Raw genomic sequence first — 15,338 nt, 5'->3', positions numbered from 1 at the left:
GCGACGCGGGTCGAAGGGGGGATCAGGTGGAGGGCTCGGGCCGTCTCAGGACGCCAGGACCCCGGCCCGTACCACCGCCACCGGACGCTTCAGCACCGCCAGGTCCGTCAGCGGGTCGCCCGGCAGCAGGAGGGCGTCGCCCGCGGAGCCGCGGGTGAGGCGGCCCGCCGTGCCGGTGAGGCCCAGGAGACGGGCCGCGCCCGTCGTCGCCGTACGGATCGCGTCGAGGGGTGACAGGCCCGCGGAGTGCATCAGTTCGACCTCACCGCCGATCGGGTCCACCGTCCCGCCCGACGAGTCGGTGCCCGCGGCCAGCGGGACCCCGAGTTCGTGCGCGGCGAGGACCGCGCGCTTCAGGATCGGGAGGTAGGTGCGTCCGCGTTCGGCGAGGATCGGGTCCGAGGACTCCGCCAGGCCGGCGATCGCGGTGAGGGTGGGCGTGAAGTACGTTCCCCGGCGCCGCATTTCGCGCAGCGTGCGCTCGCCGACGAACGCGCCGTGCTCCAGGGAGCGGATGCCCGCCATGACGGCGTCGTGGCAGCCCTGCTCGCTGTAGCTGTGGCAGAGGACGCCCTTGCCGCGCCGCCGGGCCGCCGCCACGATCTCCGCGAGCTGTTCGCGCGAGTAGACCTGGGCCAGCGGGTCCTGCTCCGGGAGCCCGGCGCGCTCGTTGACCCGGGTCTTGATCACGTCCGCGCCGCGGGCGAGGTTCACCTCCACCACGCGCCGCAGTGCCTCCGCCGAGCGCACTCCGTCCTTGAGGCGGGCGAGCGGGGTCAGGTCGGGGTCGGCGAGCACGGTGTCGCCGAGGTTCGGAGTGACGAACACTCCGGCCGCCTTCAGCCGCGGCGCGAGCGCGGGGCTGTGCCGGGCGAGTTCGCGGACGGCGATGTCCTGGTAGAACGAGGTCGATCCGCTGCGCGCGCTCGTCGCGCCCTTGCGGACGGCGTCGCGCGCCTCGGCGGCGGTGCTGAGGTGGATGTGCGCGTCGACCAGGCCCGGCAGGATCCAGCGGCCGTGTGCGTCGAGCACCTCGACGCCCTGCGGAACGGCGACGCCACCCCGGCGGCCGGCGGCCCGGACGGTGCCGTCCTCGATGACGACGACGGCGTTCTCGGTGACCTCGCCGGTGGCCGGGTCGAGGAGGGTGCCGCCCTGGATCACGAGGTGTCCGCCACGCGCGGCGCCGCCGGGGGCGGTTCCGCTGTCGGCGACGGCGGCGGTCGCCTGGCCCGCCGCGGCCATGGTGCCGGCGAGGGCGGCCGCTCCGGCGAGGATGCCGCGACGGGTCAGCTCGCCGGAGGGTGGCGGGGTGGCTTCGACGCACATGGGTGCTCCTTGGGGGAGTGGGCCGACGGCTCCCCATTTTGTATACCAAGCTCAAGCCGACGGACAAGGGTGGGCATCCAGGGAATCGGAAACACGCATTCCGGGGTGGTTATGGCCTAGTACGCCCGCCTCGGCGTCTTCAGGGGTGCGTGATCGGACGTCTTGGTATACGAATAGTCCGCGGCGTCCGGCCACCCTCACCCTCAGGCCGCGCCGAAGAGGGACCGCAGCGCCACCGCCCTGCTGTCCCGTACGTGCAGCAGCGTGCTCGCCGCGGCTGCCTCCGCGTCCCCCGCGGCGATGTGCCGGTACATCTCGGCGTGCTGGGCCCGCATGTGCGCGGGCTCCTCGCGCAGGCCGAACACGAGCCGCAGCTGCCAGCTCAACTGCTCCATCGTGCGGGCGAGCAGCGGGTTGCCCGACATGGCCACCATGCTCTCGTGGAACGCCGTGTGTGCGGCCACCTCGCGTGTCGCCTCGTCGTCGGCGGCCGCCGACTCGGCCTGGTGCAGCGCCGCTTCGAGGGCGGCGAGTCCCTCGGTGTCGCCTGCCGCGCACGCCCGCGCCGCGAGCCGCGACGCCTGGATCGTGAGCGGCTCCCACACCTCGTACAGATGCTCCACGTCGGCGCGCTCCAGCCGCCGGACACGGACGCCGCTGTGCGGGAGCAGCTCCAGGAGGCCCTCGGCGACCAGGGCGCGCAGCGCCTCGCGGACCGGAACCCGCGACATGCCGAGCTCCTCCGCGACCTCGCGCTCGACGAGGCGGGCGCCCTGGGCGTACCGCCGGTCCACGATCCGCTGAAGGACCGCCTCACGCGCGCGCGTGCTCAGTGGGGCCGAGCCCGGGGGCGCGGCAGCGGTGGTGGCGGAGGAAGCTGATTCCGGTCCCGGTCCCGGTTCGGGGCTCGCGCTCGCGGTCCCGTCGCCCCCGGCCGTCGAGTCGGTCCGTCGTCCGTCCGTCACGCGCCCCGACCTCTTCCCTGCTCCGCCGTGCTGTCCGTCCCCCGTCCGGGGTGCCCGGGGCGAGGATACGTCGGGCCGCCCGCGGCCACCGGTCAAGCGGTCGGGGTCTGTTGGTCCGCACGGTTCGGCCCCGGCTGTGGTACTGCCTTACAGAGACATCGTCAGGTTTGTGTTGAAATACCGCTTTGCCGGTGAAAGGTGCCATCTGTGTCGCAGGAAGATCAGGGGCCGGACGGTCGCCGGACAGGCGCCGAACGGGGCGGGCGGGAAGGGCTGCCGGTGACGGCGGACCTCCCGGGCCGCCCCGACCACCACCATCGCGCCCGTACCGACCGGATCGTGTTCGGTGTCACCGCCGTCCTCACCGTGGCGTTCGTCGTCTGGGGCGCCACGGCCACGGACAGCCTGGAGAGCACGTCGAGCGACCTCCTCGACGGGCTCATCCGCAACGGCGGCTGGGCGTTCATGCTGGCCGCGTCCGGCTTCGTCGTCTTCGCGCTCTGGCTGGCCATCAGCCGCTACGGCCGGATCACCCTCGGCCAGGAGAGCGAGGGCCCGGAGTTCCGGACGGTGTCATGGATCGCCATGATGTTCAGTGCCGGTATGGGCATCGGCCTGATGTTCTACGGGGTGAGCGAGCCGCTCGCCCACTACGGCACCCCACCGCCCGGCACCCACCCCGCGGACTCGGCCGAGCGCATGCAGACCGCCATGGCCACCACGCTCTTCCACTGGACGCTTCACCCGTGGGCGATCTACGCGGTCGTCGGCCTCGCCATCGCGTACTCCACGTTCCGGCGGCGGCGCCGGCAGACCATCAGCGCCGTGTTCGTCCCGCTGATCGGTGAGAAGGCGGCGTACGGCGCACCCGGGCGGGTCATCGACATCCTGGCCATCTTCGCCACGCTGTTCGGCTCCGCGGCCTCGCTCGGTCTGGGCGCGCTCCAGATCGGCAGCGGCTTCGAGGAGCTGGGCTGGATGGAGAAGACCGGCACCGGGCTGCTCGTCGCCATCATCGCCGTACTGACCGTGGCCTTCGTCTTCTCCGCCGTGTCAGGTGTGGAGAAGGGCATCCAGTGGCTCTCCAACATCAACATGGTGCTCGCCGGGGTGCTCGCCCTGTTCGTGTTCGTCGCGGGCCCCACCATCATCGTGCTCGATCTGCTGCCCACCTCGATCGCCGCCTACATCGATGAACTGCCGCAACTCGCCGGCCGCACGGAGGCGACCAGCGGCGTGGAGATCCATGACTGGCTCGGCAGTTGGACCGTCTTCTACTGGGCCTGGTGGATCTCCTGGACGCCCTTCGTCGGCATGTTCATCGCCCGGATCAGCCGGGGCCGCACCATCCGCCAGTTCGTCGGCGGCGTCATCCTGGTGCCCAGCACCGTCAGCCTGGTGTGGTTCGCCATCTTCGGCGGTACGGCGATGAAGCTCAGGGAACAGGGCGATCTGGCGGGCGAGTCGACCCCGGAGGGGCAACTCTTCGGTGTGCTGCAGGAGTTCCCGATCACCGGCACCACGAGCCTGCTCGTGATGATCCTGGTCGGGATCTTCTTCGTGTCGGGCGCGGACGCCGCCTCGATCGTGATGGGCACGCTCTCCCAGCGCGGCGCCTTCGAACCCACCCGGCCCGTCGTGGTGTTCTGGGGCGTCGTGACCGGGGCGGTCGCCGCCATCATGCTCCTCATCGGCGACGGCCAGGGCGACGCGCTCGCGGGCCTGCAGAACCTCACGATCCTGGTGGCGGCACCGTTCGTCCTGGTGATGATCGGCATGTGCGTGGCCCTGATGCGTGACCTCCGCAAGGACCCGCTGATCGTCCGCGGCGAGATGGGTGTGGAGGTCGTCGAACTCGCCGTGATCGCCGGCCACGAGCGGTACGACGGCGACTTCGAGCTGAGGATCGGCCCCGGCACCCAGGACTCCGACGGACCCTGAATCACCCGCGGACCGGCCGCACGCGGACCGGCCGCACGCGGACCGGCCTCACGTGGACCGGCCTCACGCGCACCGGCCGCAATCGGCCGGTCACGCCCTGCCCGCCGCCTTCTGGGTGCGGCGGGACAGGGAGTCCACGACCACCGCGGCCAGCAGGACCGAGCCGGTGATCATGAACTGCACGGCGTTGCTCACGCCCATGATGTTCATGCCCGACTGGATGGAGCCGATCACCAGCGCACCGAGCAGCGCCGACCAGACGGTGCCGCGGCCGCCGAACAGGCTCGTACCGCCGATGACGGCCGCGGCGATCACGTTCATCAGGAGGTTGCCGCCGCCGGAGGTCTGGCTCGCGGACTGGATCTGCCCGGCGAGGAAGATGCCGCCGACCGCCGCCATGGTCCCGGCGATCGAGAAGACGGACATCCGGACGAACGGCACGCTGATGCCCGCCCTGCGCGCGCCCTCGATGTTGCCGCCGACCGCGAAGATCCGGCGGCCGTACGTGGTGCGCCGGAGCACGAAGTCCAGCAGTACCAGCACGATCAGGAAGATCAGCAGGGCCAGCGGCAGACCCTGGTACTGGTTGAGGATGTACGCCGTGGCGAAGGCGAGGGCCGCGATCACGACGGTCCGCAGGACGATCTCGGCGATCGGACGGAACGGCACCCGGGCCTTCCTGCGGCGCCCGGCGTCCAGGAGCGAGGCCGTCAGGAACAGCCCGACACCGATCGCCGCCGTCACATAGGCGGCCGCCGGGCTGTGGTAGATCGTCGAGTACAGCTTGGACACGATGCTCTCGCTCGGGATGTTGACCGTGCCGCTGCTGCCGAGCACCTGGAGCATGAGTCCGTTCCAGGCGAGGTTGCCCGCCAGGGTCACCACGAACGCCGGCACGCCGACCTTCGCGAAGAAGAACCCCTGGATGAGCCCGACGGCGGCCCCGCCGGCGATGGCGACGAGCAGCGCGAGCCACTGGTTCATGCCGTTCAGGACGTTGAGTACGGCGAAGATCGCGGCGCACAGACCGCTGACCGAGCCGACGGAGAGGTCGATCTCGCCCAGCAGCAGGACGAACACGATCCCGACCGCGATCATGCCTGTGCCGACGATCTGCTGGCTGAGGTCGGACAGGTTCTGGGCCGAGAGGAACGTGCTGTTCAGGCTGCCGAAGACCGTCCAGATGATGATCACGGCGAGCACGACGGGCAGCGAACCCAGTTCGCCGCTGCGCATCTTGCGCCGGAACTCGTCGAGGTACCCCTTGACGCCCTCCTCGCGGACGAGGAGACGGGTGTCGACGGCGGGCACGGCGCCGGGTGCCGGTTCCTGGCCGGCGTCGGCGCCGGAGGGGTCGCGGCCTCGGTCGCGTCTCATCACTCCTCCTCCTGCTCCCGCTTACGCGCCTGGCGGCGGGTGACGGCGCTGTCGGTGGCCCCCGTGATCGCGGAGATGATCTCCTCGGTGGTCGTCGAGCGTTTGTCGAAGAAGCCGTTGTTCCGGCCCAGGCGCATCACCGCGATCCGGTCGGCGACCGCCATCACGTCCACCATGTTGTGGCTGATCAGGATGGTGCCGAGGCCCTGCTCGCGGAGCCGCTCGACCAGGTCGAGGACCTCGGCCGTCTGCTCCACGCCCAGGGCGGCGGTGGGCTCGTCCAGGATGACGACCTTCGGCGCGCCGATCAGCGAGCGGGCGATCGCCACCGTCTGGCGCTGACCGCCGGAGAGGGAGGCGACGGGGATGCGGACGCTCGGGATACGGATCGACAGGGTGTCGAGCAGCTCGCGCGCACGCTGGTCCATGCGGACCTCGTCGAGGACGCCGAAGTGCCGCAGCTCCCGGCCGAGGAACAGATTGGCGACCACGTCGAGGTTGTCGCACAGCGCCAGGTCCTGGTAGACGGTGGCGATTCCGAGGTTCTGGGCGTCGTGCGGCCGGCTGATGGTGACCGGCTTCCCCTCCCAGGTGATGACGCCCTCGTCGGGTGGGTTCACCCCGGCGATCGACTTGACGGCGGTCGACTTGCCGGCGCCGTTGTCGCCGACCAGCGCGACCACCTCACCGGGGTGGACGTCCAGGTCGAAGTCCTTCAGCGCCTGGACCGCGCCGAACCGCTTGGAGATCCCCCGCAGTGAGAGCACCGGTGGCTCCGGCAAAGGAACCGCCTCCTCCGCTCGCCCGCTCGCGCGGGTCCCGGGACCCGCCGGGGCGCGGTCGCCCGGGCGGGACGTCCCGGGCCGAAGCGCCCGGGACGCAAACGCCGTGCCGCTACTGGAGGCCGGCCTCCTTGCAGGCAGCGGCGTACGTCGGGGTGCAGATCTCCTGGACCGTGTACAGGCCGTCCTTCACGACGGTGTCCTTGATGTTGGTCTTGTCGACCACGACCGGCGTGAGCAGGTTGGCGGGGACCTTCTGGCCACTGCCGCTGGTGACGGTGGTGGGCACCAGATCGGACGGCAGCGTCTTGCCCTCGGCGAAGTCGACGGCCATCGTGGCCGCGATGTCCGCCTCCGGCTTGTACGGCTTCATGACGGTGATCGTCTGGGTGCCGAGCAGGATCCGCTGGATCGCGTCGAGCTGGGCGTCCTGGCCGGTCAGCGGCACGTTGATGCCCGCCGCCTTCAGGGCGGTGGCGATACCGGCGGCCAGTCCGTCGTTGGCCGAGTAGACGCCGACGATGTTGTCCTTGCCCAGGGCGCTGATCGCGCCGGACATCTGCTGGTTGGCGTTGTTCGGGTCCCAGTTCGGCGTGTCGTACTCCTTGCCGATCTTCACCTTGCCGTCCAGGACCGAGTGCGCGCCGGCCTTGAACTCCGCCGCGTTCGGGTCGGTCGGCGACCCGTTGTGCATCACGATCTGGCCGCTCCCGGCCTTGTCGCCGAGCGCGTCGAGGAGCGCCTGGCCCTGCAGCTCACCCACCTTGCGGTTGTCGTACGAGACGTACGAGTCGACCGGGCCCTGCGCGAGACGGTCGTACGCGACCACCTTCACGCCCGCGTCATGGGCCTTCTGCACGGAGGACTGGATCGACTTGGCGTCCACGGCGTCCAGGATCAGGACCTTGTCGCCCTTGGCGAGCGCGGTGTTCACCTGTTGCTGCTGGGTGGTGGCGCTCTCGGCGGCGTTGTAGTAGTCGATCTGGGCGTCGGGCGCCAGTTCCTTGATCTTGGCCTCGATGTACGGCCGGTCGAACTTCTCGTAGCGCGTGGTCTTGCTCTCCGGCAGCAGCAGGCCGATCTTCACGTCCTGCCGTGCCGAGTCCGCGCCCGGCTGGACGGCCCCGCTGGTCGCCACGGCGCCCAGGCAGAGGGCGGTGGCTCCGGCCAGGGCTATCGCGCCCCGCAATGTACGGGTCATGGGAGGCTCCTTCCGTACTCCGCCTTCCCGCCGCTGATGACTGCGGGACGCAGGAGGCACATGTGGCCTATATATCGACATTAGCGTCAAGCTGGGGACCGGCAAGCGGGTGAAACGGCTCCGGCCGGGTCCCCGTACCATCCCCGGCTCGGGACCGCAGCTCGGGCCGGTGCGCGCCGTCCCCGAGCGCGACAGCGCAGGTCGGAGCCGGTCCGTGCACCCCTGCGACACAGCCGGTCCGTGCGCCGACGCCCCCGGTGCGGCACCCTGGCGGCATGCCGAATCCGCGTACGCTCAGCTCCCAGGATCCGGTGTCCGTCGCCGTCACCGCCGCCATCGTCACCGGCGACCTCGACGCCCTGCGCGGGCTGCTCGCCGAGCATCCCGGTCCGGCCGGCGCCCGGGTCGTCGAGGACCGGGAGGGCCGCGGCCCCGGCGGCCGCAGCCTGCTGCACCTCGCCACCGACTGGCCCGGCCACCGGCCGCGCGGCCCGGAGACCGTCGCCGTCCTGGTCGAGGCCGGCGCCGACCCGGACGCCCGCTTCACCGGAGCCCACCGGGAGACACCCCTGCACTGGGCGGCGAGCAACGACGACGTCCCGATGATCGACGCCCTCGTCGCCGCCGGAGCCGACATCGAGGCCGACGGAGCGGTCATCGCCGGCGGTACGCCGCTGGCCGACGCCCGCGCCTTCGGGCAGTGGCGCGCGGCCCGCCGGCTGCTCGAACTCGGCGCCCGTCCCACCTTCCAGGACGCCGCGACCCTCGGCCTCCTCGACCAGGTCGAGGCCCGCCTCACCGCCGACCCCGTTCCCTCGCCGGAGGAGATCGACGAGGCGTTCTGGGGCGCCTGCCAGGGCGGCCGGCTGGCCGTCGCCGTACGGCTTCTGGAGTCCGGCGCGGACATCGACCGGATCGGCTGGAACGACCTCGCCCCGCTCGACATCGCCCGCGCGGAGAAGGCGGACGAGGTCGTCGGCCGGCTGCTGGAGCGAGGGGCGCGGACGGCCGAGGGGCGCCGGGCGGCCGACGGCGGGTGAGCGCGTCCGCCTCCCGAGCCACGGGCCTCGGTACGCGTCTCAGCACGTGTCTCGGTACACGTCTCACTACGTGTCTCGGTACGTGCCTCAGTACACGTCTCGCACGTACCGCTTGTCGGCGGCCAACTGCTTCACGTACACCCCCGCCGACTCCTCGTCGAGCCCGCCGTGCGTGACGGCGACGTCGCGCAGCGCGCGGTCGACGTCCTTCGCCATCCGGGCCGCGTCACCGCAGACGTAGAAGTGCGCGCCGGACTGGAGCCACGACCACAGCTGCGGCCCGTTCTCGCGCATCCGGTCCTGGACGTAGACCTTGGCGCGCTGGTCGCGCGAGAAGGCCGTGTCGAGGCGGTCGAGGGTGCCGTCGGCGAGAAGGGCGGTGAGCTCCTCCTCGTAGAAGAAGTCCGTGGCGCGGTGCTGCTCGCCGAAGAAGAGCCAGTTCGGGGCCCGGTGGCCGAGCGCCCGGCGCTCGTCGAGGAAGCCGAGGAACGGCGCCACACCCGTGCCCGGCCCCACCATCACCATCGGGGTCGAGGAGTCGGCGGGAGGCCGGAAGTGCGGGGCGCGCTGGACGTGCACGGGGACGGGGACGCCGGGTTCGGCGTCGGCGAGGAACGGCGAGCAGACGCCCTTCCGGGGGCGCCCGCGGCGGTTCTCGTAGCGGACCACGGAGACGGTCAGGGACACCTGGTGGGGGTCGGTGAGCGGGCTGGAGGAGATCGAGTACAGGCGCGGCCTGAGGCGGCCCAGGACCTCGGCCCACTCCTGCGCGGAGGCGCGCACGGGGTGCTCGGCGAGGACGTCCACGGCCTGCCGGCCCCATGTCCACTGGGCGAGTCCGTCCTTGTTGTCGGGCCGGAGGAGCCGCTTGAGGTCGCGGTCGCCGGTCCGCTCGGAGACGAAGCCGAGGAACCCGGGCGTGGCTCGGGTGATGTCGAGGTGGCGGTGGAGGGCCTCGCCGAAGGGCACCGGGCCCTGGCCGGGCAGGTCCACGGGGGAGTCTCCGTCGAGACCGGTGACGGCCAGCCATTCGGCCACCAGCTCCGGGCAGTTGACGGGATGCACGCCGAGCGCGTCGCCGCTCTCGTAGCCGAGCGGGGTCCCGTTCTCGCGGGTGTCGAAGGTGAACCGCCGGACCTCCTTGCCCGCGCCCGGCAGGCTGAGCAGCCGGTTGCCGACGAGCCGGGCGGGGGCGGTGGCCGGACCGGAGCGACGGGCCGGGGAGGGTGCGGGAGTCGACGCGGGGACGGCCGCGGCGTCGGGGGCGGGGGCGTGGGCGGAGGCCGCGGACCGTGCCTCCGTCTCGTCGGACAGCCGGGCCAGGACCTGGTCGAGCCAGGCGTCGGCGGAGGTCTCGAAGTCCGGTTCGCAGTCGGTACGGGGTGCCAGACGGACGCCCCCGAGCTCGTCCAGGCGATCGTCCAGGCGCCGCCCGTGCCCGCAGAAGTCGCCGTACGAGGAGTCCCCGAGGGCGAGTACGGCATAGCGGCGGCCGTCGAGCCGCGGGGCGTCGGGCGCGGTCAGCGCGTCCCAGAAGCCGGACCCGTTGTCCGGCGCGTCCCCGTCCCCGAACGTGCTGGTGATCAGCAGCAGGTCGGCGGCGGGCGGCAGCGCCGTGAGGTCGGTCCGGTCCATGCCCGCGAGCGCGGCCCGGTGGCCCGCGGACAGGAGCCGCTCGGCGGTGGCGCCCGCGAAGTCCTCGGCGTTGCCGGTCTGCGAGGCCCACAGCACGACGACCTCGCGGCCCGCCGTCCCCGCGCCGCCGACCGGGGCGGTCTCCGGCGCGCGGGAGTACAGGCCGGCCAGCACCCCGTTCACCCACCGCGCGTGATCCTCCCGGAAGGGCGCGCCGGGCGGCAGGACGGGCACGCCGGGCGCACCCGACTCCAGACCGGCCAGGAAGCCGACGAGATACTGCCGCTCCTCGGCGGACAGGACGGGCGGCGGGGTCGGTTCGAGGCCGAGGGCGGCCGCGTGACCGGGTGGCGGGCCGCCGCCCGGGACGACAACCTTCGGGACCACAGGGATCAGAGGCACCGCAGGAATCAGAGGCGCCACGGGGGCCACCGGGACCACCGGCGCCTGCGCGGCCGGTGCCGCGGCCGCCGTGATCGTCCGCGCCGGGACCGCCGCCTTCGTCAGAGCGACCGCGCACACTTTCAGCTCGGGCTGGAAGGACAGCGGATCGACGGCGTCGTTGGTGACGGCGTTGACACACAGGTCCTCGCCGAAGAGGTCGCTCCAGTGGAACGGCGCGAAGCAACTCCCCGGCGCCACCCGGTCGGTGACCACGGCGGGCAGCACGGCCCTGCCGCGCCGCGAGGCGATCTCCACCGGGTCGCCCTCCGCGACGCCGAGCCGTGCGGCGTCCCCGGGGTGCAGTTCGACGAAGGGCGCCGGGTTGAGCTTGTTGAGCTTGGCGACCTTCCCGGTCTTGGTGAGGGTGTGCCACTGGTGCTGCAGACGCCCGGTGTTGAGGACGAACGGATAGGCGTCGTCGGGCATTTCGGCGGGGTCGATGTGCGGCCGGGCGTGGAAGACGGCCCGGCCGCTCGCCGTAGGGAAGACAGGCCCCTTTCCTCGCCCGTCGCCGTCCCCCGCCACGTACCGGATCGGGTTCCGCGCCGGACCTCCGCTCGCGGCCGGCCACTGGACGGGGGTGCCGCGCAGTCGCTCGTACGACACCCCGCTCAGGTCGTAGCCCGTCCGGGGGTTCCCGGCGCGCCTGATCTCCTCGAAGACCTCCTCCGCGCTGTCGTACGAGAACGCCTTCTCGTACCCCATCGCGCACGCGATACGGGCGATGATCCGCCAGTCGGCGAGCGCCTGCCCGGGCGGGTCGACGGCCGGCCGGGCGAGGGTGAGGCCGCGCTCGCTGTTGATCAGCACGCCCTCGGTCTCGGTCCACAGGGCGGCGGGCAGGACGACGTCCGCGTACGCGTTGGTCTCGGTGTCGGCGAACGCGTCCTGGGTGACGACGAGTTCGGCGGCCCGCAGGCCCTCGACGACGGTGGTGCGGTTGCCGACGGAGGCGACCGGGTTGGTGCAGATGATCCAGCAGGCCTTGATCTCGCCGTCCGCCATGCGCCGGAACAGGTCGACGGTGCCCTGCCCGGAGCCGTCCTCGCGGATCGTGCCGGGCGGGAGGTCCCAGAGTTCCTCGGTGAAGGCCCGGTCCTCGGCGACCAGGGCCGAGCGCTGGCCGGGGAGGCCGGGGCCCATGTAGCCCATCTCGCGGCCGCCCATCGCGTTGGGCTGGCCGGTCAGGGAGAAGGGGCCCGAGCCGGGGCGGCAGATCGCCCCGGTCGCCAGGTGCAGGTTGACCAGGGCGTTGGTGTTCCAGGTGCCGTGGGTGGACTGGTTGAGGCCCATGGTCCAGCAGCTGGTCCACTCGCCCGCCGTGCCGATCCACTCGGCGGCGGTACGGATGTCGGCCTCGGGTATCCCGGTGACACGGGCGACGACGGCGGGCGGGTAGTCGGCGAGGAACGGGGGCATCGCCTCCCAGCCCTTGGTGTGCGCGGCGACGAAATCGGGGTCGGTGTGGCCGTTCTCGTGCAGCAGGTGCAGGAGCCCGTTGAGCAGCGCGAGGTCGGTGCCCGGTCTGATCCGCAGGAAGAGGTCGGCCTTGTCGGCGGTGGCGGTGCGGCGGGGGTCGACGACGATCAGCCTCGCACCGGCCTTGACCCGCTCCATCACGCGGAGGAACAGGATGGGGTGGCAGTCGGCCATGTTGGAGCCGATGACGAGGAAGACATCGGCCCGGTCGAGGTCGTCGTACGAGCCGGGCGGGCCGTCGGCGCCGAGGGACAGCTTGTAGCCGGTGCCCGCGCTCGCCATGCAGAGCCGCGAGTTGGACTCGATCTGGTGGGTGCGGATGAAGCCCTTGGCGAGCTTGTTGGCGAGGTACTGGGCCTCCAGGCTCATCTGGCCGGAGACGTAGAGCGCGAAGGCGTCGGGCCCGTGCTCGTCGACGATCGCGCGCAGCCGGCGGCCGGTCTCGGCGAGGATCCTGTCGGTGTCGGCCGGGACGGGATCGGCCCCGCGCTCCTCCCGTACGAGCGCGGTGGTCAGACGTCCGGGGGCCGCGAGCAGGTCGGCGGTGGTGGCGCCCTTGGTGCACAGGCGCCCCCGGTTGGCGGGGTGGTCCTTGTCGCCGCTCGCCTTCAGGACGGTGCGGCGTCCGTCGGGCCCGGTGCCGATGTCGAGGAGCATGCCGCACCCCACGCCGCAGTACGAGCAGACGGTTCGCACCTGGTCGGGCGTACCGGGCGTACCGGCGCGGGGGGTCGGCGTGTCCTGTCGGGTCACCGGGGCGCCTCTCTGTGGAACCGTTCGAGCCCCGACCGTACGAAATGCCCGTTACACCTGTGTCAACCCGGCGGATCTTGGTCCGTAACACCGGTCACACAGCGGCGCCGGGAGCGGTGTGAGAACCGGGGGTACGCGCGCGGGGTGCCGGTGCCGAGCGGGACCCACGGAAGAGGGACGTCATGGGGCGGCGGGGCCGCCGGCGGCATCGGTGGCCCGCAGCAGGCGGAGGAAGGCCTTCAGGCCGGTGATGATCTCCTCGTTGTCGGTGAGGCGGTTCACCGTCGACTCGAACTCCCGTGCCAGCGCGGCGATCCTCCGGTCGGTCTCGTCGGCCTGCTGATGCGAGGAGAGCGCGACGGCGTCCACCGTACGGCGCAGCTCGGCGAGGGCCCGGTACTGCTCCTCCGCCTTGCCGTCGAGCACCGAGGCCCCGCTCTCCAGGGCGGCGACCCGCCCGGTCAGCGCCACCACGTCGTCACGCGGGAACGTCACGTCCCGGAGCAGGACGCCGAGCCTGCCCCGCAGCTGGCCGAAGTACGCCCCGGCCGGTCTGAAGAACGTACTGAGGAGGAAGAACCCGGCGAACCAGTAGCCCGCCTCGCGGCCGGTCGCCGCGGCCACGGCGAGCGCCACGCCGGCCGTCACCACATGCCCGCCGACGGCGGCCCGCAGCATCACGCGCGCGATGCGCCGCGCCTCGGCGTCCCGCTCCTCGGAGACGGCGATGCCCTTCTCCCGGCTGAGCGCGATCTCGGCGAGGACCGCGTGCGCGCGGAAGTACAGGTTCCACGGAGCGGTGAGGAGCAGCAGCAGCCACAGCAGTCCGAGGGCGCCCGCGCCCACGGCGAGCACCGTGCCGGGCGGCACTCCCACCGCGTACGCGAGGACCAGCGCGCCGACCGCCAGCCCCGCGGCCACGAACACACCCACGACCTTGCTCATGCCGCCCCCTCCGAGCCCGTTCACACCCTGGCGCCATGGTCCCGCCGGGCCCCGCTCCGGGCCATGAGTACCGCTACTCAGATCGGTGCGCCGTGCTCGAAGGCCCGCGGGAGGCTCCGCCGGCGGGCGGCGGAGCCCCGATCCGGGTCGCGCGGCCCGGGGGTCAGCTGATCGCGAGCGGGTCCCCCGGGGCGAGCGCGGCCGCGATCCGCTCGGCGACCACCTCGGCCTGGTTGCCGTCGGGCGTGGTCGCCGTCCTGGTCGCCGAGACCGCGATGGCGAGACGCTTGGACGGAAGGTACGCCTGGATGGCGGCGTATCCCGAGAACGACGGGTTCTGCAGGATCCAGCGGTTGACCACGATGACTCCGAGGCCGAAGTGCGCCGCCTCGGTCTGCTTCAGACAGATCGTCGCGGGACAGGTCGCGGTCGCGCCGCCGAGACCGACCGTGCCCGGGTCGAGCAGGGTGCGGTACGAGCGGGGCGAGAGGAGCTCGCCGCTGCCGATGGCCTGCGCCGAGCGCGCCAGGTCGCAGATGTCGGTGGTGATGACGGCGCCGGGCGCGGTGGTCCACGAGGGGTTCCAGAACGTGGACTCCTCGTAGACGCCGCGGTCCGAGGTGAAGGCGTGCAGGACGGGGCGCGGGATGTCGGGCGTGAAGTTGTTCCGCGTGTTCCGCAGGTCCAGCGGCCCGGTGACCTTCTCCCTCACCAGGCGGTCGATCCGTACGCCGGTGATCTTCTCCAGCGCCTCGATCAGGTAGACGTAGTTGGCGTGGGAGTAGCTCCAGTTCGTGCCCGGCTCGTACCAGAAGGAGTGGCGGAGCGGATACGCGACCAGCTGCTCGGGGGTCCACGCCCGGAAGGGGTGGGCCTCCAGTTCCTTCAGGAACTCCGGGTCGGTGACGTAGTCGTGGAGGCCGGTGGTGTTGGACGCCAGCATGCGCAGGGTGATCCGGTTCGCCTTGGGCAGGTCGGGCAGCCAGCGCTCCACGGTGTCGTCGAGCCGGACCCGTCGCTCCTCGACCAGCTTGAGGAGGGCCGTCGAGATATGGGCGAAGGCCACGGAGCCGGCGCGGAAGTGCATGCCGGGCTCGGCCGGGACGCCGGTCATGGACTCGCCGAGCGCGTCCGTGAGGACCTCGCGCCCGTCGACCGTGACCCGCACCTGCACGGCGTTCAGGCGGAGGTCCTTCTTGGCCTCGCGGGTGATGTCCAGGACCGTGCGGGCCTTCCCGTCGAGGCGGCCCTCGGTCCGTACGCAGTCGGACCGGCCGTGGCCGCCGGGGCCCTCGGCGAGCGCGGGTGCCACGGCCGTCGTCTGGACGGTGAGAGCCAGGAGGGCGGCGCAGAGCAGAGCCCTGCGGGACCGCGTGCGCGCACGCGTACGCGGGGAGAGGGGGGTGTGCGTCATGCCCCGCACTATGTCCGGGCGGGTGGGCGGCCC

Annotated in this window: 10 protein-coding genes; 2 read left to right on the top strand and 8 right to left on the bottom strand. The window is 72.3% G+C overall.

Features of this window, described 5'->3' with window-relative positions; translation table 11 throughout:
• Positions 1-45: 45 nt before the first annotated feature.
• Complete coding sequence (locus ACIP8Z_RS08510) at positions 46-1,329, bottom strand: amidohydrolase family protein (protein ID WP_402080399.1); 1,284 nt, start codon at positions 1,327-1,329, stop codon at positions 46-48.
• Between the two features lie 203 nt (positions 1,330-1,532).
• Positions 1,533-2,294, bottom strand: coding sequence for a GntR family transcriptional regulator (locus tag ACIP8Z_RS08505; protein WP_402080397.1), 762 nt, complete (start codon positions 2,292-2,294; stop codon positions 1,533-1,535).
• Positions 2,295-2,501: 207 nt separating this feature from the next.
• On the opposite strand from ACIP8Z_RS08505, the gene ACIP8Z_RS08500 reads away from it, so the two are divergent.
• The gene (locus ACIP8Z_RS08500) at positions 2,502-4,235 is read left to right on the top strand and encodes a BCCT family transporter (protein WP_402080394.1); all 1,734 of its coding nucleotides are present in this window, start codon (positions 2,502-2,504) and stop codon (positions 4,233-4,235) included.
• 90 nt (positions 4,236-4,325) lie between these two features.
• Here the strand turns inward: ACIP8Z_RS08500 and ACIP8Z_RS08495 are convergent, their stop codons facing one another.
• From ACIP8Z_RS08495 to ACIP8Z_RS08485, 3 genes are all read right to left on the bottom strand, one after another.
• Complete coding sequence (locus ACIP8Z_RS08495; RefSeq protein ID WP_402080391.1) at positions 4,326-5,612, bottom strand: sugar ABC transporter permease; 1,287 nt, start codon at positions 5,610-5,612, stop codon at positions 4,326-4,328.
• Positions 5,612-6,394, bottom strand: coding sequence for an ATP-binding cassette domain-containing protein (locus tag ACIP8Z_RS08490; RefSeq protein ID WP_319314439.1), 783 nt, complete (start codon positions 6,392-6,394; stop codon positions 5,612-5,614). The genes ACIP8Z_RS08495 and ACIP8Z_RS08490 overlap by 1 nt, the downstream gene beginning before the upstream one ends.
• Positions 6,395-6,506: 112 nt before the next feature.
• Positions 6,507-7,595 (bottom strand): sugar ABC transporter substrate-binding protein, encoded by a 1,089-nt coding sequence (locus tag ACIP8Z_RS08485; RefSeq protein WP_402080388.1) that lies wholly within the window; start codon positions 7,593-7,595, stop codon positions 6,507-6,509.
• 275 nt (positions 7,596-7,870) lie between these two features.
• Between ACIP8Z_RS08485 and ACIP8Z_RS08480 the strand changes: the two genes are divergently transcribed.
• Positions 7,871-8,635, top strand: a complete 765-nt coding sequence (locus ACIP8Z_RS08480; RefSeq protein WP_402080385.1) for an ankyrin repeat domain-containing protein — start codon at positions 7,871-7,873, stop codon at positions 8,633-8,635.
• Positions 8,636-8,722: 87 nt separating this feature from the next.
• Here ACIP8Z_RS08480 and ACIP8Z_RS08475 read toward each other — a convergent pair whose 3' ends face one another.
• From ACIP8Z_RS08475 to ACIP8Z_RS08465, 3 genes are all read right to left on the bottom strand, one after another.
• Entirely contained in the window at positions 8,723-12,850 is a 4,128-nt protein-coding gene (locus ACIP8Z_RS08475; protein WP_402080837.1) for a molybdopterin-dependent oxidoreductase, read from the bottom strand.
• A gap of 276 nt (positions 12,851-13,126) precedes the next feature.
• Positions 13,127-13,891, bottom strand: a complete 765-nt coding sequence (locus ACIP8Z_RS08470) for a hypothetical protein (protein WP_402080383.1) — start codon at positions 13,889-13,891, stop codon at positions 13,127-13,129.
• A 163-nt stretch (positions 13,892-14,054) separates the two neighbouring features.
• The gene (locus ACIP8Z_RS08465; RefSeq protein WP_402080380.1) at positions 14,055-15,305 is read right to left on the bottom strand and encodes a serine hydrolase domain-containing protein; all 1,251 of its coding nucleotides are present in this window, start codon (positions 15,303-15,305) and stop codon (positions 14,055-14,057) included.
• Between the last annotated feature and the right edge of the window lie 33 nt (positions 15,306-15,338).

The sequence above is a fragment of the Streptomyces sp. NPDC088553 genome (assembly GCF_044752965.1).
GTDB lineage: Bacteria > Actinomycetota > Actinomycetes > Streptomycetales > Streptomycetaceae > Streptomyces.
This window is presented reverse-complemented; position numbering and strand designations above follow the sequence as displayed.